Annotated in this window: 23 protein-coding genes; 3 read left to right on the top strand and 20 right to left on the bottom strand. The window is 62.5% G+C overall.

Annotation, left to right across the window (positions count from 1 at the left end; translation table 11 throughout):
• Positions 1-53: 53 nt before the first annotated feature.
• The 9 genes from der to ndk form a co-directional block, all read right to left on the bottom strand.
• Positions 54-1,400 carry a ribosome biogenesis GTPase Der gene (der, locus tag FVE66_RS11760; protein ID WP_151447608.1) on the bottom strand — a complete coding sequence of 449 codons (1,347 nt, stop codon included), beginning with the start codon at positions 1,398-1,400 and terminating at the stop codon, positions 54-56.
• Positions 1,401-1,415: 15 nt separating this feature from the next.
• Complete coding sequence (gene bamB, locus FVE66_RS11755; RefSeq protein WP_151447607.1) at positions 1,416-2,582, bottom strand: outer membrane protein assembly factor BamB; 1,167 nt, start codon at positions 2,580-2,582, stop codon at positions 1,416-1,418.
• A gap of 29 nt (positions 2,583-2,611) precedes the next feature.
• Positions 2,612-3,268 (bottom strand): YfgM family protein, encoded by a 657-nt coding sequence (locus FVE66_RS11750; protein ID WP_151447606.1) that lies wholly within the window; start codon positions 3,266-3,268, stop codon positions 2,612-2,614.
• Positions 3,269-3,279: 11 nt separating this feature from the next.
• The gene (gene hisS / locus FVE66_RS11745; RefSeq protein WP_151447605.1) at positions 3,280-4,647 is read right to left on the bottom strand and encodes a histidine--tRNA ligase; all 1,368 of its coding nucleotides are present in this window, start codon (positions 4,645-4,647) and stop codon (positions 3,280-3,282) included.
• A gap of 57 nt (positions 4,648-4,704) precedes the next feature.
• On the bottom strand, positions 4,705-5,955 hold the full coding sequence (ispG, locus tag FVE66_RS11740) for a flavodoxin-dependent (E)-4-hydroxy-3-methylbut-2-enyl-diphosphate synthase (RefSeq protein WP_151447744.1): 1,251 nt from the start codon (positions 5,953-5,955) through the stop codon (positions 4,705-4,707).
• Between the two features lie 146 nt (positions 5,956-6,101).
• The gene (locus tag FVE66_RS11735; RefSeq protein ID WP_151447604.1) at positions 6,102-7,085 is read right to left on the bottom strand and encodes a helix-turn-helix domain-containing protein; all 984 of its coding nucleotides are present in this window, start codon (positions 7,083-7,085) and stop codon (positions 6,102-6,104) included.
• Complete coding sequence (gene pilW / locus FVE66_RS11730) at positions 7,078-7,881, bottom strand: type IV pilus biogenesis/stability protein PilW (RefSeq protein ID WP_241673181.1); 804 nt, start codon at positions 7,879-7,881, stop codon at positions 7,078-7,080. The genes FVE66_RS11735 and pilW overlap by 8 nt, the downstream gene beginning before the upstream one ends.
• Positions 7,878-9,050, bottom strand: a complete 1,173-nt coding sequence (gene rlmN / locus FVE66_RS11725; RefSeq protein WP_151447603.1) for a dual-specificity RNA methyltransferase RlmN — start codon at positions 9,048-9,050, stop codon at positions 7,878-7,880. Before rlmN ends, pilW begins: the two co-directional genes overlap by 4 nt.
• Positions 9,051-9,085: 35 nt before the next feature.
• Positions 9,086-9,511 carry a nucleoside-diphosphate kinase gene (ndk, locus tag FVE66_RS11720; protein ID WP_151447602.1) on the bottom strand — a complete coding sequence of 142 codons (426 nt, stop codon included), beginning with the start codon at positions 9,509-9,511 and terminating at the stop codon, positions 9,086-9,088.
• 192 nt (positions 9,512-9,703) lie between these two features.
• Here ndk and FVE66_RS11715 point away from each other — a divergent pair, with 192 nt between their 5' ends.
• Positions 9,704-10,396, top strand: coding sequence for a Bax inhibitor-1/YccA family protein (locus FVE66_RS11715; protein WP_151447601.1), 693 nt, complete (start codon positions 9,704-9,706; stop codon positions 10,394-10,396).
• 58 nt (positions 10,397-10,454) lie between these two features.
• Here the strand turns inward: FVE66_RS11715 and rlmD are convergent, their stop codons facing one another.
• The 6 genes from rlmD to surE form a co-directional block, all read right to left on the bottom strand.
• Positions 10,455-11,810: a 23S rRNA (uracil(1939)-C(5))-methyltransferase RlmD gene (gene rlmD / locus FVE66_RS11710; protein ID WP_151447600.1), complete on the bottom strand. Its 1,356-nt coding sequence runs from the start codon at positions 11,808-11,810 to the stop codon at positions 10,455-10,457.
• Between the two features lie 66 nt (positions 11,811-11,876).
• Positions 11,877-12,656, bottom strand: a complete 780-nt coding sequence (locus FVE66_RS11705) for a 3'-5' exonuclease (protein WP_151447599.1) — start codon at positions 12,654-12,656, stop codon at positions 11,877-11,879.
• Complete coding sequence (rpoS, locus tag FVE66_RS11700) at positions 12,653-13,648, bottom strand: RNA polymerase sigma factor RpoS (RefSeq protein WP_151447598.1); 996 nt, start codon at positions 13,646-13,648, stop codon at positions 12,653-12,655. The genes FVE66_RS11705 and rpoS overlap by 4 nt, the downstream gene beginning before the upstream one ends.
• A complete protein-coding gene (locus tag FVE66_RS11695; RefSeq protein ID WP_151447597.1) occupies positions 13,649-14,587 on the bottom strand; it encodes a peptidoglycan DD-metalloendopeptidase family protein in 939 nt (312 codons plus the stop codon).
• 33 nt (positions 14,588-14,620) lie between these two features.
• Positions 14,621-15,574: a protein-L-isoaspartate(D-aspartate) O-methyltransferase gene (locus tag FVE66_RS11690; protein ID WP_151447596.1), complete on the bottom strand. Its 954-nt coding sequence runs from the start codon at positions 15,572-15,574 to the stop codon at positions 14,621-14,623.
• Positions 15,571-16,308, bottom strand: a complete 738-nt coding sequence (gene surE / locus FVE66_RS11685; RefSeq protein WP_151447595.1) for a 5'/3'-nucleotidase SurE — start codon at positions 16,306-16,308, stop codon at positions 15,571-15,573. The genes FVE66_RS11690 and surE overlap by 4 nt, the downstream gene beginning before the upstream one ends.
• Positions 16,309-16,485: 177 nt before the next feature.
• Here surE and FVE66_RS11680 point away from each other — a divergent pair, with 177 nt between their 5' ends.
• Complete coding sequence (locus FVE66_RS11680; protein ID WP_151447594.1) at positions 16,486-17,463, top strand: NADPH:quinone oxidoreductase family protein; 978 nt, start codon at positions 16,486-16,488, stop codon at positions 17,461-17,463.
• Here the strand turns inward: FVE66_RS11680 and FVE66_RS11675 are convergent.
• Together FVE66_RS11675 and FVE66_RS11670 are read right to left on the bottom strand one after the other, a co-directional pair.
• Positions 17,447-19,516 (bottom strand): DNA repair helicase YoaA, encoded by a 2,070-nt coding sequence (locus FVE66_RS11675; protein ID WP_151447593.1) that lies wholly within the window; start codon positions 19,514-19,516, stop codon positions 17,447-17,449. The genes FVE66_RS11680 and FVE66_RS11675 overlap by 17 nt on opposite strands.
• Complete coding sequence (locus FVE66_RS11670) at positions 19,513-19,725, bottom strand: YdcH family protein (RefSeq protein ID WP_151447592.1); 213 nt, start codon at positions 19,723-19,725, stop codon at positions 19,513-19,515. The genes FVE66_RS11675 and FVE66_RS11670 overlap by 4 nt, the downstream gene beginning before the upstream one ends.
• 181 nt (positions 19,726-19,906) lie before the next feature.
• Here FVE66_RS11670 and FVE66_RS11665 point away from each other — a divergent pair, with 181 nt between their 5' ends.
• The gene (locus tag FVE66_RS11665) at positions 19,907-20,713 is read left to right on the top strand and encodes a PP2C family protein-serine/threonine phosphatase (RefSeq protein ID WP_151447591.1); all 807 of its coding nucleotides are present in this window, start codon (positions 19,907-19,909) and stop codon (positions 20,711-20,713) included.
• 92 nt (positions 20,714-20,805) lie between these two features.
• On the opposite strand, the gene FVE66_RS11660 is transcribed toward FVE66_RS11665, so the two are convergent.
• From FVE66_RS11660 to FVE66_RS11650, 3 genes are all read right to left on the bottom strand, one after another.
• A complete protein-coding gene (locus tag FVE66_RS11660) occupies positions 20,806-21,519 on the bottom strand; it encodes a hypothetical protein (protein ID WP_151447590.1) in 714 nt (237 codons plus the stop codon).
• A 21-nt stretch (positions 21,520-21,540) separates the two neighbouring features.
• Positions 21,541-22,650, bottom strand: a complete 1,110-nt coding sequence (zapE, locus tag FVE66_RS11655) for a cell division protein ZapE (RefSeq protein WP_151447589.1) — start codon at positions 22,648-22,650, stop codon at positions 21,541-21,543.
• Between the two features lie 141 nt (positions 22,651-22,791).
• Positions 22,792-23,217: a hypothetical protein gene (locus FVE66_RS11650; RefSeq protein ID WP_151447588.1), complete on the bottom strand. Its 426-nt coding sequence runs from the start codon at positions 23,215-23,217 to the stop codon at positions 22,792-22,794.
• Positions 23,218-23,238: the final 21 nt, after the last annotated feature.

Genomic DNA, 23,238 nt, shown 5'->3' with positions numbered 1-23,238 from the left:
GTAAACGATTTTCATCGTTCTTGCCAAAGAAAGCGCAAGTATCGCAAGTATTGCTACCGCTCTTCGCGGCTGAACGGATTTTTCCCCGAACGGAATTCTATGCGCAGCGGTGTGCCGGCCAGCGCGAACGTATCGCGGAAATGCTTTTCCAGGAATCGCTTGTAATTGTCATCGATGCTGTCGAGCGAATTGCCGTGGATGACGATGATCGGCGGGTTCTGGCCGCCCTGGTGCGCGTAGCGCATCTTGGGCCGGATCGAGCCCTTGCGGCGCGGCTGCTGATGCTCGACTGCTTCCGCCAGCGCACGCGTCAGCTTGGGCGTCGGTATCTTGGTCATCGCCGCCTTGTACGCAGCATCGACCGACTTCAGCAACAGTCCGATGCCCGTGCCTTTCTGTGCCGAGATGTAGTGGAACTTCGCAAAGGTCAGGAAGCCGAGCTTGCGGTCGATGTCGTTCTTGATCTCGTCGCGACGGGAACTGGTCAGTCCATCCCATTTGTTGACGCCGACCACCAGCGCCCGGCCGCTCTCGAGGATGAATCCGCCGATATGCGCATCCTGCTCCGAAATATCCTGCTGCGCATCGAGCAGCAGGACCACGACATTGGCTTCGGAGATCGACTGCAGGGTCTTCACAACCGAAAACTTTTCGATCGCCTCGAACACCTTCCCGCGCTTGCGTATGCCGGCGGTGTCGATCAGCGTATAGTGCCGGCCATCGCGCTCGAAAGGAATTTCGATTGAATCGCGGGTGGTGCCGGGCATGTCGAACGCAATCACGCGCTCCTCGCCGAGCAGGGCATTGACCAGGGTCGACTTGCCGACGTTGGGCCGGCCGACGATGGCGATGCGCACGCCGCGTTCGGCCTGCGCCTCTGGTTCTTCGGTGGCGCCCGCGTGCGCTGCTTCCACCTGGTCGAGTGCCACGTCGACCAGGTCCATCACGCCGTCGCCATGCGCCGCGGAAATCACGTAAGGATCACCAAGGCCCAACTCGTAAAACTCCGCCGTGACAGCGGTGTAGCGCATGCCCTCGGACTTGTTAACGACCAGCATCACCTCACGACCGGACTTGCGCAGGAAATCGGTGATGGTCTTGTCATGCGGGGTCAAGCCCTGGCGGCCATCGACGATGAACATGACGACGTCTGCTTCGGCGACAGCCTGCCGCGTCTGCTTGGCCATCTCGTGCAGGATGCCTTCCTTGGCAACCGGCTCGAAGCCGCCGGTATCAATGACCAGGAACGGCCGTTCGCCGATCCGGCCTTCGCCGTAGTGTCGATCCCGGGTGAGTCCGGGCATATCCGCAACCAATGCGTCGCGCGAACGGGTGAGCCGATTGAACAGCGTGGATTTGCCGACGTTTGGTCGGCCAACGATGGCAATTACCGGCTTCATTTAAGTTGCTTCTAGCTATTTTGTGGACAGCGCAAGCAACGCACCGCCCCGGGTTTGGACGACGAGGTTATCCCCTACCAGGATCATGCCGGCGACCGGACTGCCGTCGCTGGTGATACGGGCGAGGAAAGCACCCTCCTCGCGGGAAAGGAAATGGACGTAGCCTTCCATGTCACCGACTGCGACCGCGCGCCCGATGGATACCGGCGCGGTGAGGTCGCGGTTCTGCAATTTGTTGTTGCGCCATACGCTGCCGCCAGAATCGCGGGTGTAGGCATTGACGACGCTCTTGTCATCAACGCCGAACACGAAGCGCTCGTCGACAGCCAGTCCGACCGTGCTCGACAAGGGCCGGTTCCAGCGGCCATTGCCGTTGGCCACATCAAGGCAGCCCACGCGCCCCTGGTAGGCAACCGCACAGACTTCGCGCCCGCTCACCACCGGAGCGCCGGAAACGTCGGCGATGCGCTCAAGTTCGGTGGCGCCGCGCGGCTCGCCGATGCTTCCTTCCCAGCGCGGCCCGCCGTTCGACAGGGCCAGCGCCAGCAGGCGGCCACCTGGCAGTGCCACGAAGGCAGTACCTGAGGCGATCACGATGCCTGGGGCTGCCCGCAGCGTCAGCGGCGGCGCAGTGCGTTGCAAGGTCCAGCGGCGCTTGCCGCTGGCGATTTCGTAGGCCGAGATCCGGTTGTCCAGGCTGCGCACGACAACCACGCCCTCGCCTACTGCGGGGGCGCTCAGGATTTCGCTGCTCAGTTGCGCTTTCCAGCGCAGCTTGCCGGTATTGTCATAGGCAAGCAGGGATCCGTCGCGCGAGCCGACTGCGATGGTCTCGCCATCAGTGCCAACGCCGGCCGTCAGCCGGGTGCCTGCGGAGATACGCCATACTGCGCCTCCGCTCGCCGCGTCGTAGCGGGCAACTGTGCCGTCAGCGGCAGCGGCATAGACTGAACCGGCGCCAGCGGCGGGTTTGAGCGCGGAATCGCCGGCAGCGCCGATCGAAGCCGACCACAGGGTGCGCACCGCCATGGTCTGCTCGAACTGGGCCAGGGGCGCCGGCGGATTGCGCGGCGCCGGCTTGCTGGCGAACGGATTCAGCGACGACATCGTCGAACAACCGGCGAGCACGATTGCCACGCCCGCCATCAGCAGTCCTGCTGGAACCTTGAGCTTGCCCTGCATTCTTTCCCCTTTTTGTTCTTTTCCGGCTATCAGCCGGCCTTGCCGGCGCTGTCACTGCTGCCGCCCAGGGCATCCAGCTTGATCTGGATCAGCTGGCGGGCAGGATTTTTCGGATCGGATTTTTCCAGCGCGGTGCGGTAAGCAGCGCGGGCATCCTCGATTTTTTGCTGCGCCACCAGCACGTCGCCCCGGCGGTCCGCGAGTGCGCTGGCAAACTGCGCCGGCGCATCGGCGGCGAGCAGTTTCAATGCATCGTCAAACTTTTTCTCATCGGCCAGCAAGCCGGCCAGGCGGATGCGGGCAATCACGCGGAATTCGTCATCGCGGCCCTTGTCGGCAACCCATTGCAGCCTGGACCTGGCGCCGGCCATGTCGTTGGCATCATAGGCATTGCGTGCCGCCACCAGCGCGCCCATCTGGGCGTAGGCCGTGCGGGAAAACTTGTCCTGGATGTCGGCCGCCACACGCTGCACCTTGGCATTGTCCTTGGCTGCTGACGCTTTCTGCAGTTCGTCGTAGAGCAGGGACGCCTGCGCCGACTGGTTGCGCTCCCATGCCGACCAGCCAGTCCAGCCGGCGTAGGCGGCAAGCGCCACGATCAGCGCCCAAGTGACCAGATTGCCATACTGTTTCCACCACGCTTTCATCGTGGCCAGTTGTTCTTGTTCTTCGTGATCGTATGCCATGTTCCGGGCCCTCAGGGTTTGTAATGAACGTGCGAGCCGTGGTCGTGGCCATGATCATGGCCATGATCGTCGTCACCGACGATCTGATCGACCAGATACTCCGCAACTTTGGAAAAAGGAACCGTCGCCTGCCGGTTTTCAGCAGACTCGCCGCGCAGGATCTTGACGGTGGCCGTGTCGCCAGCGACTTCATCCTCGCCGATGATGACGGCGAAGCCGGCTCCGCTCGCATCAGCCCGCTTCATCTGCGCTTTGAAACTGCCGCTGCCGCCAGCCGATGCGCAATGTAGCACAACATCCAGCCCGGCATCGCGCAAACGCTCTGCCAGCACAAAGGATTGCATCTGTGCCGCTTCGCCCTGATGGACAAGGTAAACGTCGCACTGGCTGGCGGCGGGCTGCTCCCCTGCCCCCTTCATCAGCTCCAGCAGGCGCTCGACGCCCATGGCGAAACCGCAAGCCGGGGTCGGCTTGCCGCCGAACATTTCGACCAGCGGGTCGTAGCGGCCGCCGCCGCATACGGTTCCCTGGGAACCGAGCTGGTCGGTGACCCACTCGAACACGGTGCGGTTGTAATAGTCCATGCCCCGCACCAGCCGCGGATTGATGGTGAAAGGGATATTGTTGTGCCGCAGGATGCGCTGCACGCCTTCGAAATGCGCCAGCGAGTCGGCGTCCAGGTAGTCAACCAGCTTCGGCGCTGCGTTGACCATGTCCTGCATGGCAGGGTTCTTGGTATCGAGGATGCGCAGCGGATTGGAATGGAGTCGGCGCGTCGCATCGGCGTCGAGCAACTCCCGGTTCTGCTCGAAATAGGCGACCAGGTCGGCACGATGGCGGTGGCGCTCGTCGGCGTTGCCAATCGAGTTCAGTTCGAGCCGGATACCGGACAGGCCGAGATCGTCCCACAGGCGCTGGCACATCAGGATCAGTTCCGCATCGACATCCGGGCCGCTGAACCCGATCGCTTCCGCGCCAACCTGATGGAACTGGCGGTAGCGGCCGCGCTGCGGCCGCTCATGGCGGAACATCGGCCCGGCGTACCACAGGCGCTTGGGGCCGTCATAGGTCAGGTTGTGCTCCAGCGCCGCGCGCACCACGCCGGCGGTGCTTTCCGGGCGCAAGGTCAGGAGGTCGCCATTCATTGAGTCAACGAAGGAATACATTTCCTTCTCGACGATGTCGGTGACGGCGCCCAGGCCGCGGGAAAACAGGGCGGTAGGTTCCACGATAGGCGTGCGGATCTGCTGGAATCCGTAACTTTTCAGGACCGACTCCACCGTATTCTCGAACAACTCCCAAAGCGGCGCGTCTGCCGGCAGGATGTCGTTCATCCCGCGGATACCAACTAATTTTTCCGGTTTCTTGTTGTCTGACATGTCGATGTTCGAAAAGGCGCGGCACAGCGCGCCATTGCATTGATTGAAAGAAGCCGGCTAACTGCCGTAGCGGGTCTTCACGTAATTCAGCACGATGTCCTGGAATTCCTGGGCGATGCTGGCGCCGCGCAGCGTCACCGCTTTCTGTCCGTCCACGAAAACCGGCGCAGCCGGCGCTTCGCCGGTGCCGGGAAGGCTGATGCCGATGTTGGCATGTTTCGATTCGCCCGGACCATTCACGATGCAGCCCATCACTGCCACGTTCATTTCCTCCACGCCCGGATACGCCAGTTTCCAGACGGGCATCTGCTCGCGCAGATAGGTCTGGATGCTGTCGGCCAGTTCCTGGAACACGGTCGACGTCGTGCGTCCGCATCCCGGGCAGGCGATCACCATCGGTGAAAATTTCCGCAAGCCCATGGTCTGCAGGATTTCCTGCGCAACGATCACTTCCCGGGTGCGGTCGCCGCCCGGTTCCGGCGTCAGCGAGACACGGATCGTGTCGCCTATGCCCTCCTGCAACAGCACGCCCATCGCTGCGGTGGAAGCCACTATGCCCTTGCTGCCCATTCCCGCTTCGGTCAGCCCGAGGTGCAAGGGATAGTCGCAGCGGCGCGCCAGTTCGCGATAGACCGCAATCAGGTCCTGCACCCCCGATACCTTGCAGGACAGGATGATGCGGTCGGCCGCCAGGCCGAGCTCCTCTGCCCGCCGCGCATTTTCAACCGCGGACGTGACCAGTGCTTCATACATCACCGCTTGCGAGGACCATGGCTGCGCCCTGGCCGAATTCTCGTCCATGATGCGCGCCAGCAGTTCCTGGTCCAGGCTGCCCCAGTTCACGCCAATGCGAACCGGCTTGTCATGACGGCAGGCAGCTTCGATCATCTGGGCGAACTGCGTGTCACGTTTGGCGCCCTTGCCGACATTACCCGGATTGATCCGGTACTTCGACAGCGCCTGCGCGCACTCCGGAAAATCCTTCAGCAGCGTATGACCGTTGTAGTGGAAGTCGCCGACCAGCGGCACATCGACGCCCATGCGGTCGAGCTGCTCGCGAATCGACGGTACGGCGGCCGCCGCTTCCGGCGTATTGACCGTGATACGGACCAGTTCCGATCCGGCTCGCGCCAGTTCCTTGACCTGGATCGCGGTTCCGATCGCATCGGCCGTATCGGTATTGGTCATCGACTGCACCACCACCGGCGCGCCGGCGCCGACCGCGACCTCGCGGCTGCCGTAACGAATCACGGCACGACGGGTCATGTGACGAGCAGAGGGACCGGAAGCTGCGGGACCAGATGGCATGGAATCAGAAAGTTGGGTTTCAGGCGAGATCGACATGTTTTCTCCGGGTTCAGTGGAGCGCAGCAACCAAAGGCTTGTGCGCGCAAACAACTGGCCGATCTTCTAATTGTTCGCAGTAGTACGACAGCATTGTCAGGGTCGCGGCTTCACTTCAGCTCAAGGCGGGCAACGTTATTCTTCGCGCCCGAGCGCAGATCGAGCGCCTGGCCGCGCAGGATCGCTTCGACACCACTGGCGTTGCCCAGCACGACAATCAAGGGGCCGCTCAAGTCCACGCGCTCTGTTGTTCCAGCCCGGATCATCCTGGAGAACAGCACGGTTTTATCGGACTTGCGAACCTCCATCCAGCAATCCTGCCTGGCCTTCACCACCAACGCACGCTGGTCGCTCATCGCGCCAGTGTCGGCAACAACAGTCTTCTCCGGCGCGGACAGCACCGGCTGCGTGGCAGCGGGTGCCGGCGCCACCGGCACAACAGGAGCGACCTGGGGCAGCGGCGACGTCACAATATCCGCAGGAGCCACAGGAGCCGCAGGAGCCGCAGGAGCCGCAGGAGTCGCCACAGCAGCAGCCGGCGCAGGACTTGTTGACCCGCTCGTCGCCGCAGTGCCGGCCGGGCCCTCCGGACGAGCGCTTACACCATCGGCTACCGTATCCAGCCAGCCTGCCTGCCAGGCAGAAAAAGCGGCAACCAGCACCAGCAGCAGGACCGCCAGCCCGATCAGCGTACGGGATGGGCCGTTCCGGTTCATCGGCGCCAGCCGCACGGGCGAAAATGGCGCGGCCGGCAAAGGCCGGCGCAGCGGAGCCGATTCTTCCAGGGGTGCGGTGTCGACAGCAAACGCCGATACCAGCGGTGCGGGGTCGATCGCGAGCAGCTTGGCGTAGGCCCGGATAAAGCCGCGGGTGCTCGCCATGCCGGGCAGTGCCGCGTAATTGCCGGCCTCGATCGCCTCGATCTGGCGCGGCGCCAGGTTCAGGCGGGATGCGACATGCTCAACCGTCCAGCCAAGTTCCTGCCGGCGAGCCGCCAGGCGGGCACCCGGCTGCATCTGTATTACAGGAGGATGCTGCGGTGCCTCCTCGGCTGCCGCCACTTCATCCTTGCTATCCATCGAGGGATCACTCATCGAAGGCTCCGCGTAGGTAGGCCGCGTATTCCGGCGAATTCGGGAAACGACGGCGCAACTGGTTGGCCAAGCCCGCTTCGGCCATCTTGTCCCCGCCGCGATGCTCGACCCTGATCGCCGTCCACAGCACATCGGCAGTCAGCCGCTCCGCCGAAAGCACCCTGCGTGAGTAAAACTGCGCGCGCGGCTGGTCGCCGCGGGCCAGGTAGAGCTTGGCCAGGCTGAGGTTGATGTCCGGATTGCCGGGCTCGAACTGGAACGCACGGGCGAGGTATTTCTCGGCCTCGGCCATGTTCTTCATGCGCAGGCTGCACATGCCGGCATTATTCAATGCCCTGGAGGGCGACGAATACTGCCGGTTGGACAGCGCCTTTTCGAAATAGGGGATCGACTTGTCGGCGCGGCCGGTCTGGCACAGGAACCAGCCGTAGTTGTTGGCCAGGTCGGGATTGTCGGGCGCAAGTTTCATGGCCTGCTGAAAATTCTCCTCAGCCAGCCGGTTTTCCGCCATTTCCATGTAAATCAATGCGCGCACGCTGTAGGCGTCGGCCAGGGCCGGGTCGATCTGGAGCGCCTGCTTGACTTCGTCCAGCGCGGTCGTCATCTGCCCCTGCTCGAGGTAGCCGATGGCCAGTTGCAACCTGATCTGGGCACGGCGCTGGATCTCGGTCTGGTCGGACGTGGTAGGCAAGTCATTTTTCGGCGCAGCATCGGTCGCGCAGCCACCCAGCAGCGCCAGCAGGAGCGCGGCCAGCACAGTGGCTGACAAGCTGCGGTAAAACCGCGCTGCGATCACGACCGGATCTCCACGATGCGACCGAAATCCTCGCCGTACTTCTGCTGGTATGTGGACATTTTCTGCATGCGCTCCTGAACGCGGGTGCGATCCTGGACCTCTCCGGCCAACTGGCCGCAGGCGGCATCGATGTCGTCGCCGCGCGTCTTGCGCACCGTGGTGACGATGCCGGCGTCCATCAGCACCTTGGCGAAAGCCCTGATGCGGTGATCGGGAGAACGGGTAAGACCGGATTCCGGGAAAGGATTGAATGGAATCAGGTTGAATTTGCACGGCACCGGATTCTGGCGGGACTGCACCAAGGCGATCAGTTCGCGCGCATGCCGGTCACTGTCGTTGACCCCGTCCAGCATGCAGTATTCAAAAGTAATGAAGTCACGCGGCGCGAATTCCAGATAGCGGCGGCAGGCCGCCATCAGGTCCGCCAGCGGATATTTGCGGTTGAGCGGGATCAGCGAATCGCGCAGGGCATCGTTGGACGCGTGCAGCGACACCGCCAACGCAACCGGGCAGTCCAGCCCGAGCTTGTCGATCATTGGCACCACGCCGCTGGTCGACAAAGTCACGCGCCGGCGCGACAGTCCGTACGCATTATCGTCCAGCATGATCTTCAGCGCCTTGACGGTCGGCTCGTAGTTCAGCAACGGCTCGCCCATTCCCATCATGACCACGTTGGTGATCTGGCGTTCGCCCTTGGGTCCTGGAGCCACGCCCTTGCTTTTTCGCAGTGCGAATTCAGCCATCCACAACTGGCCGATGATCTCGCCGCTTGTCAGGTTGCGGCTGAATCCCTGCTTGCCGGTAGAGCAGAAGCGGCAGTTCACGGCGCACCCCGCCTGAGTAGAGATGCACAGCGTGCCGCGCGTCTCTTCAGGAATGAACACGGTTTCGACAGCGTTGCCGTTGCCGACATCCACCAACCACTTGCGGGTGCCGTCGCTCGACGTGTGGTCGCTCAGCACCTGCAGCGGCCGCACCACGGCGCGCGTGGCCAGCTTTTCGCGCAGCGACTTGGCCAGGTCCGTCATTTCGGCAAAGTCGCTGGCGCCATACTGATGGATCCAACGCTGCAACTGCTTCGCGCGAAACGGCTTCTCCCCCATCTCGCCGCAGAAAGCGACAAGTTGGGCGGGATCCAGGTCCAGCAAATTGGTCAGGGCGTCGGTCATCAGTTTTGGGTAATCAGCTTTGTTATCAGCGAGGATCAGCGGGAATAAACGTTCAGGGCCGGGAAGAAATAGGCGATTTCCACTGCTGCGGTTTCAGCTGCATCGGAACCGTGAACGGCGTTGGCGTCGATCGAGTCGGCGAAATCGGCGCGGATCGTGCCCTTGTCAGCCTTCTTCGGATCGGTCGCGCCCATCAGGTCGCGATTCTTGAGGACAGCGCCCTCGCCTTCCAGCACTTGCACCATCACCGGGCCGGAAATCATGAAGTCAACCAGGTCCTTGAAGAAGGGGCGCTCGCGGTGCACTGCATAGAAGCCTTCTGCTTCGGCGCGCGACAACTGGGTCATGCGAGCGGCGATGATTTTCAAGCCGGCGCCCTCAAAACGGGAATAGATCTGTCCGATCACGTTTTTTGCGACTGCATCGGGCTTGATAATTGACAGGGTACGTTCGATGGCCATCTGTAAAAACTCCAATAAAAATAAAGGTTTAGGGCGATGTCTTGAAATTTCAAGGAACCTTTGATTTTAGCACGAAACACCCCATATCCAAGACACGCAAAGGCGCAACAAGCTATTCCCAAGCCCCTTGCGCTACCACGGTGTCGTGTTATTCTTGGCAACGTCTTCCCCCTGATCGAGGAGAGTTTCAACATGGAGCAGAACCTGCAACATACATACAGCGCAAGCGGCGAATCGCTGCTTGCTCGCCACCGGGTACTGCGCAATACCTATTGGCTATTGGCCCTTTCCATGATTCCCACCGTACTGGGAGCGTGGATCGGTGTACAGGCCAAATTTTCGTTTTTTGCGGGAAGTCCGTTCATCGGATTCATGATTTTCATGGCAATTGCGTTCGGTTTCTTCTACGCAATTGAAAAAACCAAGCATTCCGGCTTGGGCGTAGCCGTCCTGCTCGGCTTCACGTTCTTCATGGGCCTGATGCTTTCCCGGCTGATCGGACACGTGCTTGGCTACAACAACGGCGGCTCGCTGGTCATGACGGCGTTCGGCGGCACTGCCTCGATCTTCGCGATCATGGCGACCGTAGCGACCGTCTCCAAGCGCGACTTCAGCGGCATGGGCAAATGGCTGTTCGCCGGCGTGCTGATCATCTTGCTGGCTGCTGTTGCCAACATCTTCCTGCAACTGCCCGCCTTGCAGATGACGATTTCGGTAATCGCGATCGCAATTTTCTCGGCTTACATCCTGTACGACGTGCAGCAGGTGCTCAATGGCGGCGAGACCAACTACATCTCGGCCACACTGGCGATCTACCTCGACCTGTACAACATCTTCGTGAACCTGCTGTCCTTGCTCGGCATCATGGGCGGCGAGCGGGATTAACTCCCGGAACCAATAAAAAAGCCGGCCTGCGGGCCGGCTTTTTTTCGCCTTGCCGCTCTCAGTCGACCAGATCGAACATCGCGATCGACTCCACGTGCGCCGTGTGCGGGAACATGTTGACCACGCCAGCCTTGCGCAAGACATAGCCAGCCTTTTCCACCAGCGTGCCGGCGTCACGCGCCAGTGTGGACGGACTGCAGGACACGTAGACGATGCGCCGTGGACGCAATTCCGGATGAGAGTCCTTCAATGCGGCGAGCGCCTCGCAGACCGCTACGGCGCCGTCGCGGGGCGGATCGATCAGGAAGCGGTCGAATCTGCCGAGATCGACCAGATCCTGCGCCTGCAACTCGAACAGGTTGCGGGTCTGGAATACGGTCCGGTCCGCCAGCCCGTTGTGAATCGCGTTCTCGCCGGCGCGCCGGGTCAGCGTCGCACTGCCCTCGATGCCGACCACTTCGCGCGCCCTGGTCGCCAGCGGAAGGGTGAAATTGCCGAGCCCGCAGAACAGGTCGGCAATGCGCTCGCCGGGCTGCGGGTCCAGCATGCGCAGCGCACTCGAAACCAGAACGCGGTTGATCTGGTGGTTGACCTGCGTGAAATCAGTCGGTTTGAACGGCATTTCGATGCCGAATTCCGGCAATGTGTAACGCAGCGTCGACACCGCCGGGTAAAACGGATAGGCGGTGTCCGGGCCAGCCGGCTGCAGCCACCATTCGACCTGGTGGCGGTCGGCAAATGCCCTCAGCTTATCCTCGTCCCCGGTCGCCAGCGGGGCCATGTTGCGTAGTACGAACACTGTGGTGCGCCGGCCTTCGTACTCGCCGACCGCCAGTTCCAGCTGCGGGAATGTGTCCGGCTCCGCCAGCGAGCCGATCAGCGTCCGCAAGGCCGGCAGCATGGCCGACACATTGCGCGGCAAGACCTCGCAGGACAGCATGTCGGTGATGAAGCCCTTTCCCTTCTCATGGAAGCCGACCAGGATGCCGCCCTTCTTTGCGACCCTGCGGATCGACAGCCGCGCGCGATAACGGTATTCCCAGGTCGGCCCCTGCACCGGCCGCAACACCATTTCCGGGCGGATGCGGCCGATATGCGCGAGGTTGTCCTCCAGCACGCGCTGCTTGGCGGCAACTTGCGCGGATGGTTCGATATGCTGCATCGCGCAGCCGCCGCACACGCCGAAGTAGGGACATTTCGGCTTCACCCGCAGCGCCGACTCGCGGTGCAGCGCCGTCATCTTGGCGGCTTCCCATTTGGATTTGCGGCGATAGGAGGCATAGGACACGGTTTCGCCGGGCAACGCGCCCTCGACGAACACGACTTTGCCGGGCGTGCCGTCCTCGTTGCGCATGTGACCGACCCCACGGGCCTCCATGTCCAGTGATTCAATTTCTATTAGTGGATCAGGCATCGCCAAGCTGCCGGCCCTTGAAGGCCTGGCTGAAAAAAGAGTGATGAAAAAATGCCAGCCGGTGGTTTATTGCTGCGGCCAGGCGTCCAGATAGATTTTCCAGTGCGGCGAGTCCAGCCTGGACAGCGCCTCGCGAACCAGGGCCATCTCTTCCTGATAGGCGGCGGGCGTCAACTCCCCGCGCATCAGCCGAAAGCGGCAATGCACCAGGTATGTGTTGACGACGTCGGTTTCACAGTAGTTGCGGATATCGACCAGCCGCCCCTCCTGGAAATAACTCCAGACCTGCGAGCCGTCCACCCCCTGCTTGCCGGGGAAGCCGCACAGCTTCGCCAGGTCGTCCAGCGGCGCATTGGCGCGTCCGGTGTAGAGGGCCAGCACGTCCATCAGGTCCGTATGGCGGCTGTGATAACGGCTCAGGTAGTTGTTCCACTTGAAGTCGCGGTCCTCGTCGCCGGTCTCCCAGTAACGGGACGCGCTGATGCCATGTATCAGTGCGCGGTAGTGCAGCACCGGCAGGTCGAACCCGCCACCATTCCACGACACCAGTTGCGGCGTGTACTTGTCGATCACCCGGTAGAAGTCCTGCACCAGCCGCGCCTCGCCATCCTCCAGCGTGCCGAGCGAACGTACGCGAAAGCCGTCGTCATCGCGGAATACGCAGGAAATGGCGGCCACCTTGTGCAGGTGATGCTGAAGGAAATCGGATCCGGTCTTCTCGCGCCGCGCGGCAAAGGCCATGGCGGCGACATCGGCGTCGGCAGTCTCGGGAGAAATGCCATTCAGCACGCGCAGTCCGGCAACATCGGGAATGGTCTCGATATCGAAAACGAGGATGGGAATCAAAGCAGTGCGTCCTTGTTCACGCCACGCGCAGTCAGGGCCCGCTTGAGCTTGATCAGCGCTTCTTGTTGTATCTGCCGCACCCGCTCCCGCGTCACGCCCATTTCGGCGGCAAGTTCTTCCAGCGTAGCCGGGTCGTCATTGTCCAGGCCGAACCGACGCGCAATGACGATGCGCTGCTTGTCCGGCATTTTCTGCAGCCAGTCGCGCACCAGCACGTTGACTTCATGCTGCTCGGCGCGCGTGTCCGGATTGTCGTCACCGCTGCCAGGCAGCAGGTCGACCAGGCTGGCTTGCGGATCGTTGTCAAGCGGGGCATCCAGCGAAGTGGCATGCTCGGAGAGGGCAAGTATGTCCTGCACATCCTCGACCGGCCGATCGACCAGGTGGGCGATGTCTTCTGCAGTAGCGTCCTTGCCGTTGTGATGCTGTGCTTCGAGGTGGTATTTGGCACGCAGGATCTGGTTCAGTTCACGCACCATGTGGACCGGAAGCCGGACGGTGCGAGCCTGGTTCATGATTGCGCGCTCGATGCTCTGCCGGATCCACCATGTCGCATAGGTGGAGAAGCGGAATCCCCGCTCCGGCTCGAACTTGTCGATTGCGCGCATCAGCCCGAGATTGCCTTCCTCGATCAGGTCCAGCAGCACCACGCCGCGATTGATGTAGTGCTTCGCGATCGACACCACCAGGCGCAGGTTGTGCTCGATCATCTTCTGCCTGGCCGGGAAATCACCGCTCTTGGCCAGCGTCGCAAAATGCACTTCTTCCGGTACGCTCAACAAGGGGCGCAGGCCGATCTGGTTCAGGTAGTGTTGGGTGGTGTCAGTCGACAACTCTGCCGCCAGCACGCGCTTGAGTTCGTCGATGCCGTCCACGACTGCCGCGACCTCGGCGGGCTCCAGCCCTTCCTCGTCGTCGCCAGCGGACTCGAGTTCAGGCAATCCCTCGGGGCCGGGCTCGTCGTCTGTATCGTCGTCGGCTGATCGGTTCATTTAGCGATTCGGCAAGAATTTTGTCGGATCCACTGGTTTGCCTTGCTGCCGGATCTCGAAGTGCAGTTTCACCGAATCAGTGTCCGAGTTGCCCATTTCAGCAATCTTCTGGCCCTTGCTCACTATTTGACCTTCCTTTACCAGGATGGTTTTATTGTGCGCATAGGCAGAAAGGAAGTTGCTCGTGTGCTTGACGATGACGAGGTTGCCGTAGCCGCGCATGCTGCCGGCATACAGTACCGCGCCACCGCCAGCGGCCAGCACCGGTTGCCCGAGCTTGCCTGCGATATCGATGCCTTTCCTGGTCGCGTCAAAGGCGGCAAGCACCCTTCCCTCGGTCGGCCATATCAGGTCGAGCGCGTCCTCGTTGGCGGCGGCCGGCTCGGCCGGCTTGGCTGCCTCGGGTTTCACCGCAGCAGTTGCAGGAGAAGCCTCCGATTTCTGCATCTCGGCAAGCGCGGCATCCGAATACGGGCGCTTGTCGCCACGCGGACCGGTCTTGGCGGGCGCAGCGGCACCCGGGCTGGAACCGAGCGGCCTGACTTCCACACCCTGGTTCACGGCCACGCTGCCGGTCTGCGCACCGTTCACGGGAGCCACCTCCGGCGGCAACACCCGCAGCACCTGGTCGACCTTGATGTCGTTCGCACTGTTGAGGTTGTTCCACGTCACCAGGTCGCGCCAATTCTGGCTGAACTCCTGCGCGATGCGCAGCAGCGTATCGCCGCGCCTGACGGTGTAATAGCCGCGCTGCGCCAGCTGGACCTGCGCAGCGCCAGCGGCCGCCTGTGCCGGCGGCCGCTGCTTCGATGCATCGGTGGAACGGGATTGGCCCGGCGCCCGATCGACGATCGGGGCCGAGGTCCTTGTTGTTGTGCAAGCGGCGATCAGGGACAACAGTCCGACCGCCACCAGTATCCGGGATGGTATGTTTCTCATTGCTGATTTGTATCGTGGGCGCCAGTCGCGCATTCAGGCAGTACCTGGGCGAAGCGGCACGAAATGACAATCCTCCAACGTCGCCGTGGACCAGTCAAACCTGCTTTTTCGCTCGATCAGCTGCAACACCTGGTGGCGCCCGCCAACTGGCGCCACGAGTCTTCCGCCTATGCTCAGCTGCTCCAGCAGTTGCGCCGGCACTTCCATCCCGGCAGCAGCGAGGATGATGCCGTCAAACGGCGCAACTTGCGGCAGGCCAAGCATACCATCTCCATATTGCAAGCGGATGTTGGCAATCCGTAGCGGACGCAGGTTGGTCTTGGCAAGTTCATGCAGCGGACGGATCCGCTCGATCGAATAGACTTCGGTCGCGACCAGCGACAGCACGGCTGCCTGGTAGCCACAGCCGGTGCCGATTTCCAGGACGCGGTCGAGCTTGCCACCGTTGGCGTTGTCGCGCATGACTTCAATCATGCGGGCGACGATATACGGCTGGGAAATCGTCTGGTGATGGCCGATCGGCAAGGAGGCGTCGATGTAAGCCTGGCTGGCCAGCGCGGGCTCAATGAACAGGTGACGCGGCACGGCTTCCAGCGCTGCCAGCACCTTCTGGTCGCGCACGCCCTGCTGGGCAACCCGCTCCACCATGGCACGCCGGACGGCATCCGAGACCATCGGCGATTGACGCTCCTGCGGGAGCGCAGCCACCGCCGCCATATTGCTTGTGCGCCTGGTTTCCGACACCAGGCTCGTGCGCCGGGTTTCCGGCACGGGGTTCGTACGCCGGGCTTCCGGCGCCGGGGTTACTGCCGGGGCCAAGCTCTCGCGAGGCGCGCGTGCGGCGCTGCCCTGTCCGTGGTTGCCGGCTGCATTGCGCGTCGCCGTTTGCGGTGTGCGCGTGCGATTTTCGTCCGTGTGTGCGGAACGGGACCCGCGATCGTCAAGTTCCGCCAGCGACAGCGGAAATCGTTTTCCGGGCTTGTTCATGCCAGCAAGTCGCGCAGTTGGTCCAGCTTGGCGCCATGGGTAAGGTCAATCTGCAATGGAGTCAGCGAGACATAGCCCTCGCTGATTGCCCGAAAATCGGTGCCTTCGCCGTCGTCCTTGGCACGCCCCGCCGGTCCAATCCAGAAAATCTCGTTGCCATGCGGATCGGCGCTGCGAATCACTGGCTCCGACTGATGCCGTTTGCCAAGCCGGGTCGCCTTCCATCCCAGGATCTCGTCATAAGGAAGGCTGGGGATGTTCACGTTCAACAGGTAGGGCTGGCCGATGGCATCCAGGCGGCGCTCGACCACTTCGCGGGCAATGCGGGCGGCAGCATCGAGGTTGGCCCATCCATGCGCCGCCTGCGAAAAGGCAATCGCCGGTATTCCGAACAGGAATCCCTCGGTCGCCGCGGCCACGGTTCCCGAATAAAGCGTGTCGTCCCCCATGTTCTGGCCTTGGTTGATGCCCGACACCACCAGATCGGGCCGCTCGGCCAGCAGTCCGGTCAGCGCCACATGCACGCAATCGGAAGGCGTTCCATTGACCGAGTAGATCCCGCCCGGAGAGCGGTATACCCGCAACGGCCGATCGAGCGTCAGCGAATTGGACGATCCGGAGCGATTGCTCTCGGGTGCCACCACCGTGATGTCTGCAATGGGTGCCAGTGCGTTTGCCAACGCTTCGATGCCCGGCGCACGGTAGCCGTCGTCGTTGCTGATCAGGATTTTCATGGCAAAGATTCTAACCGATGCGAAGTCCGGTTCCCTTATCGTCCGCGAGAATTCCGGCATAATCTGCCGATCAAAACGGTCGTTCGCTTTTACCGGGCAGCCGCGCAACACAAGTCGAAAACATGTCGCACACAAGCCGAAATCAAGTCAATAACAAATCAAATAGAGGGGAAGAACGTGAAAGCCGTCGTATGCAAGCAATGGGGACCGCCTGACAGCCTGGTTGTGGAAGACCTGCCTGATCCGCTACCAGGTCCGGGACAAGTGGCGATCGAGATCCACGCGGCCGGCGTGAATTTCCCGGACGTCCTGATCATCCAGAACAAATACCAGGTCAAGCCGGCACTTCCTTTCACCCCCGGCAGCGAACTGGCTGGCGTGGTGCGGGCGGTGGGCGAAGGCGTCAGCCAGTACAAGGCCGGTGACCGTGTAATTGCCTTTGTCGGGCAAGGTGCGTTTGCGCAACAGGTGTGCGCCCCGGTCAATGTGGTGATGCCGATGCCGCCCGGGATGGATTTCGATATCGCCGCCGCCATTACGCTCACCTACGGCACATCGCATCATGCGGTGATCGACCGTGCCCAACTCAAGGCGGGCGAGACCATGCTGGTACTGGGCGCGGCCGGCGGCGTCGGCCTGGCCGCGATCGAGATCGGCAAGGCAATCGGCGCGCGCGTCATTGCCGCTGCCTCTACTGACGAAAAGCTGGAGGTGTGCCGGCAGCACGGTGCGGATGCGACCATCAATTACAGCACGCAGGATCTGCGCGAAGCGATCAAGGCGGCAACCGATGGTCGCGGTCCGGACGTGATTTACGATCCGGTCGGCGGCAGCTACGCCGAACCGGCGTTCCGTTCCATCGCTTGGCGCGGCCGCTATCTGGTAGTCGGGTTTGCCAATGGCGAAATTCCGAAACTGCCGCTCAACCTGACACTGCTGAAAGGGGCATCGCTGGTTGGCGTGTTCTGGGGCGACTTCGCCAAGCGCGAACCGCAGGCCAACTTCCGGGCGATGCAGCAGTTGCTCGGTTGGCTGGGCGAGGGCAAGATCCGCCCGCACATCTCGGCCCGCTACGGACTGGCCGACACCGCTCGCGCGCTCAACGACATGGCGGCCCGCAAGGTCACCGGCAAGGTCGTCATTCAGCCACGCTAGCTTCGTCCGCGCCAGCTTCCGGGGTGCTGGCGTTGCTGGTGTCCGGCGGGGCCTCAAGCCCCGCTGGCGAGGCGAAGAACTCGGCCACGGCCGCTAGCTCCCTGGTCCTGCGAAACGGTGGCAGGCTTTGCCAGATGCGGCGCCCGTATGGCTTGGAGATCAGGCGCGGATCGCAAATCATCAGCACGCCCCTGTCGCTGTAATCCCGGATCAGCCGGCCGGCGCCCTGCTTGAGCGTAATGATCGCCTCGGGCAACTGGTGGTGCATGAAGCCGTTCAGGCCGCGGCTCTCCATCGCCGCAATGCGTGCCGCCAGCACCGGGTCGTCGGGCGGCGCGAACGGCAGCTTGTCAATGATGACTGCCGACAGCGCCTCACCCCTGACGTCAACGCCCTCCCAGAAACTCTGGCTGCCAATCAGCACCGCATTGCCGGCGGCCCGGAACCGGTCCAGCAACTCGGTGCGCCCGGCCTCGCCCTGCACCAGCAAGGGGTAAGTCAGCTTGCGCTTCTCGAATTCGGCGCGCAGCCGCTCGGCAGCCTTGCTGACTGCGCGCAGTGTCGTGCAGAGCAGGAAACTGCGGCCGCCCGCTGCCATGATGACCGGCAGCGCAGCATCGACCACTTCGTCCGTGTACTGCGGCGAATTCGGGGGAGGCAAATTCTTGGGCACGTACAGCAGCGCCTGTTGGGCATAGTCGAACGGACTGGGCCAGCTGCGGGCCGGCTCGTTCCACAAACCCATCTGCGAGGCGTAATGCTGGAAATCGTTTTTCACCGCCAGCGTGGCCGACGTGAAGATCCAGGCCCGCGGCACGCCTTCGCGCTGCTTGCTGAATATCGGCGCAACCGACAAGGGCGTCTGGTGCAACTGCAGCGACGATGCATACGCCTCCAGCCACTGCACTTTCTGGTTGTCCTGGGGCTCGGCGCCGGGCGCCGGATTCCAGTTGGCGAGCTTGCCGGCAATGTCGACGGCACGCACCCGGCACTGTTCGATGGTCTCGGCACGCTCGGCCTGCGTTGCCAGCGTCGCGATCATCGCGTCCAGTTCTTCCTTCAGCTTTTCCAGCGCCGGAAAGAAAGGACTGGACGGTGCAACCTGATGCGCCGCGAGCCGCACCGAGTCCTGGGGGAAAGTCAGCCGCAAGTCGCGCGCGGCACGCTCGACCGGCGACACCACCTTCGGCCAGTCGGCGCCGTCGCGCGCGTGGGTGAGCCCCTCGGCCAGCACGTCGCGGCACAGTTCGAGTATGTGCGAGGTCGAGACCGTCTCGCCAAAGAACAGCGTCGCAGTATCCGGCAGCTGGTGTGCTTCATCGAAGATTACGGTGTTGGCGGACGGCAGCAGCTCGGCCACGCCGGTGTCCTTGAGCGCCACGTCGGCGAAGAAGAGATGGTGGTTGACCACCACCACATCTGCCTGCTGCGCCTCCTTGCGCGCCTTCATCACGAAGCAGTCCTGGTAGTACTGGCATTCCGAACCGAGGCAATTCTCGCGGGTCGAGGTCACCAGGTTCCAGATCGGCGCCCCTTCCGGCACCCGGGCCAGCTCGGCCTTGTCGCCGCTACCGGTGGTCTTTACGAAACGCGATATCTCGCGCAGGTAGCCGACATCCTCGCGCGAGGTCATGCGCCCGTTCTGCAACGTGCGTTCCAAATGGAAATGGCAAACGTAATTGGCGCGCCCCTTGAGCAGCGCAACCGACACCGGCACGGTCAGCGCTTTGCGCACGGTGGGAATATCGCGCAGGAAAAGCTGGTCCTGCAGGTTCTTGGTGCCGGTCGATATGATGGTCTTGCCACCCCACAGCAGTGCAGGAACGAGATAGGCGAAGGTCTTGCCGGTGCCGGTTCCTGCTTCTGCAATCAGGGTTGAGGCGCCGGCGATGGCATCGGCGATCGCCTTGGCCATTTCGGTCTGCGCAGCGCGGCTGCGATAACCAGGGACCGCAGTTGCCAGCGGCCCATGGTCACCGAACAGGCGCTCCAGTTCGGTGTCATGCTGTCCGGCCGCGGAATCGTCGCGGCCGGTGACGGTTTCATCGCTCAAGCAGGTATGTCCGGTATCAACTGCATCTTCAACAAGGTAATGTGATCCTTCAGCTGCAGCTTGCGCTTCTTCATCCGACGGATCTGCAATTCTTCATGCGTCTGGGAATCGATCAGGGTATGGATTGCCAGGTCGAGGTCGCGGTGTTCGACCTCGAGTTCCACGATGCGGCGGCGAACGGCGTCTGGAGTAGACGAAGAATGGGTCATGTCTCTTTTTTAACAGCCTGCCCTGCGATTGAAGCAAAAAACCAACACTCTTGTCGAACAGGTCATGCATCGCGACGCGATGGTGGCGCCAAAACGTTCCCGGCCGGCAGGCAGCATTACACGCATGTAATAATTCGAGCGCAGGCCAGGAACAGCCCGAAGTTTAATCCACGCATCACTTATGAGCCAGTACAAGATCGAAGCAGCAACCGGACAACACATCGGCGACCGCAAGGAGCAGCAGGACCGCGTCGGCTTGTTCGCTGCCCCGAAGGCGCCCGGCTACATGATGGGCGTACTGGCCGATGGCATGGGCGGCTTGACCGGTGGTTCGATTGCGGCCGAGCAGGTCATCCACAGCGCGCGCCAGGCGTTCGAGCATTTTTCTCCGGTAACCGACAAGGTCGAGGCGATGCTGGAGTCGATCGCGCGCGATGCCCACACCATCATCAACCTGTCTGGTATCTCTTCCGAAAAACAGCCGCACAGCACCATGGTCGTGCTGGTACTGACCCCGGAAGGCGAGGCCATCTGGGCCCACGTCGGCGACTCGCGGCTGTACCGTTTCGATGGTCCGAATTGCACTGAGCGCACTGTCGATCATTCGTTTGTCGAACGGATGGTCAGGGAAGGCAAACTAACGAAAGAGCAGGCGCGCAACCACCGCTTGTCCAACCTGCTTTCCAATGTACTCGGCCCGACCACCGCCAATCTCGAGGTCACGATAAACCGGCACGCGGGTCTGAAGCCCGGCGACAGCTTCCTGCTGTGCAGCGACGGCGTGTGGGCCTATTTCGAAGACCGCGAACTGGGCCCGGTCATATCCATGAATTCAGCGCGGGAAGCGTCGGAAATACTGGTGCGCAAGACCCGCGAGCGCTCGCACGGAACGATAGCCGACAATTGCACCCTGGCCGTGATCAAGCTGGTCCAGGTGGAGGTGCCCAAAAAGGCTTACTCGGCGGAGAAGATGCGGCGCGCGGTTTGAGCTTGCCTGAATAGTTTTTACGCTCGTTGGACCGTCCGCGGCGACGCGATCGAACGCCATCCCCGTAATGGCGTCATGTTGACCCCACTGCCCTACTTCCGCGGCGCCGCCTTCCCCGCCTGCTCGGCTTCCTTGCGCGCCTGGCGTTCGGCCACCTCGCGCTGGCGCTCCTGCGCAGCCTTCACCTTGCGATCATAGTCGCCGACATTCTTCTCGCGCTGCGCCTGGTCCCGGGCCGCCTGTTCGTTACGCTGCTGCAGGCGCTGTTCCTGTTTCAGTGCGCGCGTGTCAGGAGCCGGTGCCTGGGACTGCACTCGCGCGGCTTCCTGCTGCCGCTCTTCGCTCGACAGCCTCTTGCGTTCCTGTGCCGCCTCGCGTGCCTTCACTTCCTGCTCGCGCTCGCGGACGTCGCGCTCGTCGTCGATGCGCCGCTGGGACAGCGCCTCGTCACGACGATCGGCCTTATCCTTCCTGAGCCAGGCCTTGGCCGCAACGTCGGTGGCACGCAGTTCAGCCAGCGCGGCGCGGCGGCGGTCCTTGGCCGCGTCCAGGCAACGGGTGGTCAGGAACTTCGCATAGCATGCGCGCTGCTCGGCCACGTAGGCCTGCTCCACGCGCGCCGTTTCCGCGGTGACCCGGTCGATGGCACGGTCCGCGTCTTCAGCAGAACTGAACGCAGGCACGGCGGCGGGCGCTGCATCATTTTGCTGGGCCTGCGTCGACGATGACACGCCCGCCAGCAGGATGACGACCAGCGCAATCGATCGAAAGCTTGCGCGAATACCTGTATCTGGTGACGACAGCAAACGATTGCCCTTCCTGGCGTTCTACGAGATGGACTGCGCCACTTCCCGGCGCTCGCTGTCCATGTACTCGCGTGATTGCATTTCAATGATGCGGGATACTGTGCGATGAAATTCATTCGCCAGCATCCCTTCCGTGTACAACTCGTCGGGCGGCACCGCCGCCGACATCAGCAGTTTCACCTTGTGATCGTATAGTACGTCGATCAGCCAGGTAAAGCGACGCGCTTCCGACGACATCGCCGCCGACATCTGCGGCGTGTCCGACAGGATCACAGTGTGAAAGCGGCTGGCGATCTCCAGGTAATCGTTCTGCGACCTGGGTCCGCCGCACAATGTCGCAAAATCGAACCAGATCACGCCGCCGGCGCGACGCAGGCAGCGAATTTCCCTCGATTCGATACGAACACGCGGATCTTCCTCGGCGGTATCGGCCAACGCGGTAAATGCGTCCCGCAATGCCGAATTCGCCGCCTTTCCGAGCGGCGTGTGGTACGCAGTCACTTGTTCCAGCGTGCGCTTGCGATAATCGATCCCGGCGTCGACATTCAGCACGTCCAGCCGCTGGTTCAGCAGTGCAATTGCCGGCAGCATCCGATCGCGGTGCAATCCGTCCGGATACAGATGGTCCGGTGCATAGTTCGACGTCAACACGAAGCTCACCCCGTTATCGAACAATGCCTTGAACAGGTTGTAGAGAATCATCGCATCGGCGATGTCGGACACATGGAATTCGTCGAAGCAGATCAGGCGGTATTTGCGGGCAATCCTGCGCGCGACTTCGTCCAGCGGATCGGCCACGCCCTTGAGCTCGTCGAGTTCGCGATGCACGGCCCGCATGAACTCGTGGAAGTGCAGCCGCGTCTTGCGCACGACGGGAACGACCAGGTAAAAACTATCCATCAGGAAGGACTTGCCGCGCCCTACCCCGCCCCACAGGTAGACGCCGCGCGGCACTTCCGGCCGGTTGATCAGCCGGCGCAGCCTGCCGGCGCGCTGCGACTTGTACGCAACCCATTCCTCATAGGCACGCTGCAATCGCTCGACTGCGCGCTCCTGCGCCGGATCGCTACTATAGCCACGGGTCTGCAATGCATGCGCGTAGTACTGCCTGACGTCGAGTTTCTTTTCCAAGCTGGTCCCTGTGGCGGCTGGCAGCCGCTCTTTGATCTTCGCCGTGCCGGCAATATATTCTGACCAATTCTTGCTGATCGATTCTTGCTACCGGCAGCCATGCAAGGCGCGCCCGCCTTCCCGCGAGCGCGCCTGCCCGGATTACTGAGGATTCATTTCAACCACGATGCGGGCCGGATACCCACCCACCGACCTGCCGCCCCCGATCGGGAAATTGAAGCCGACGCCGACCCCGACATTGCCGCTGCCGCCACCGATGCCGACGCCGACATTCGGATTGCCGGCAACGCCATAAGGCGAGGGCCGGTACAGCACTTCGGAACTGCGGTATCCCGGCTTGCTGCAACTGACCCGCAGGTCGCCGGCGGCGACACCCACCGGCACCACTGCCGGCGGCGTCACATCCCAGCGGCCGCTGGACGTGGCGACAACGCAGCGCGCGCCTGGCACTGGCTGGCCGCCACTTGCGACCTGGATCTCGACATTGCCGCTGTCGGCCCGGGTCGCAGGATCCGACACGCAGGCCGACAGCATCAGCACAGTCAGCAGGGCTGCGGCACGGCGCATCGGGCTCTCCCGGGTAGTACG

Origin of the sequence: Lacisediminimonas profundi (assembly GCF_008831265.1) — a bacterium.
Lineage (GTDB): Bacteria > Pseudomonadota > Gammaproteobacteria > Burkholderiales > Burkholderiaceae_D > Lacisediminimonas > Lacisediminimonas profundi.
Note: the sequence above shows the minus strand (reverse complement) of the source record. Positions and strands in the feature narration are given on the sequence as shown.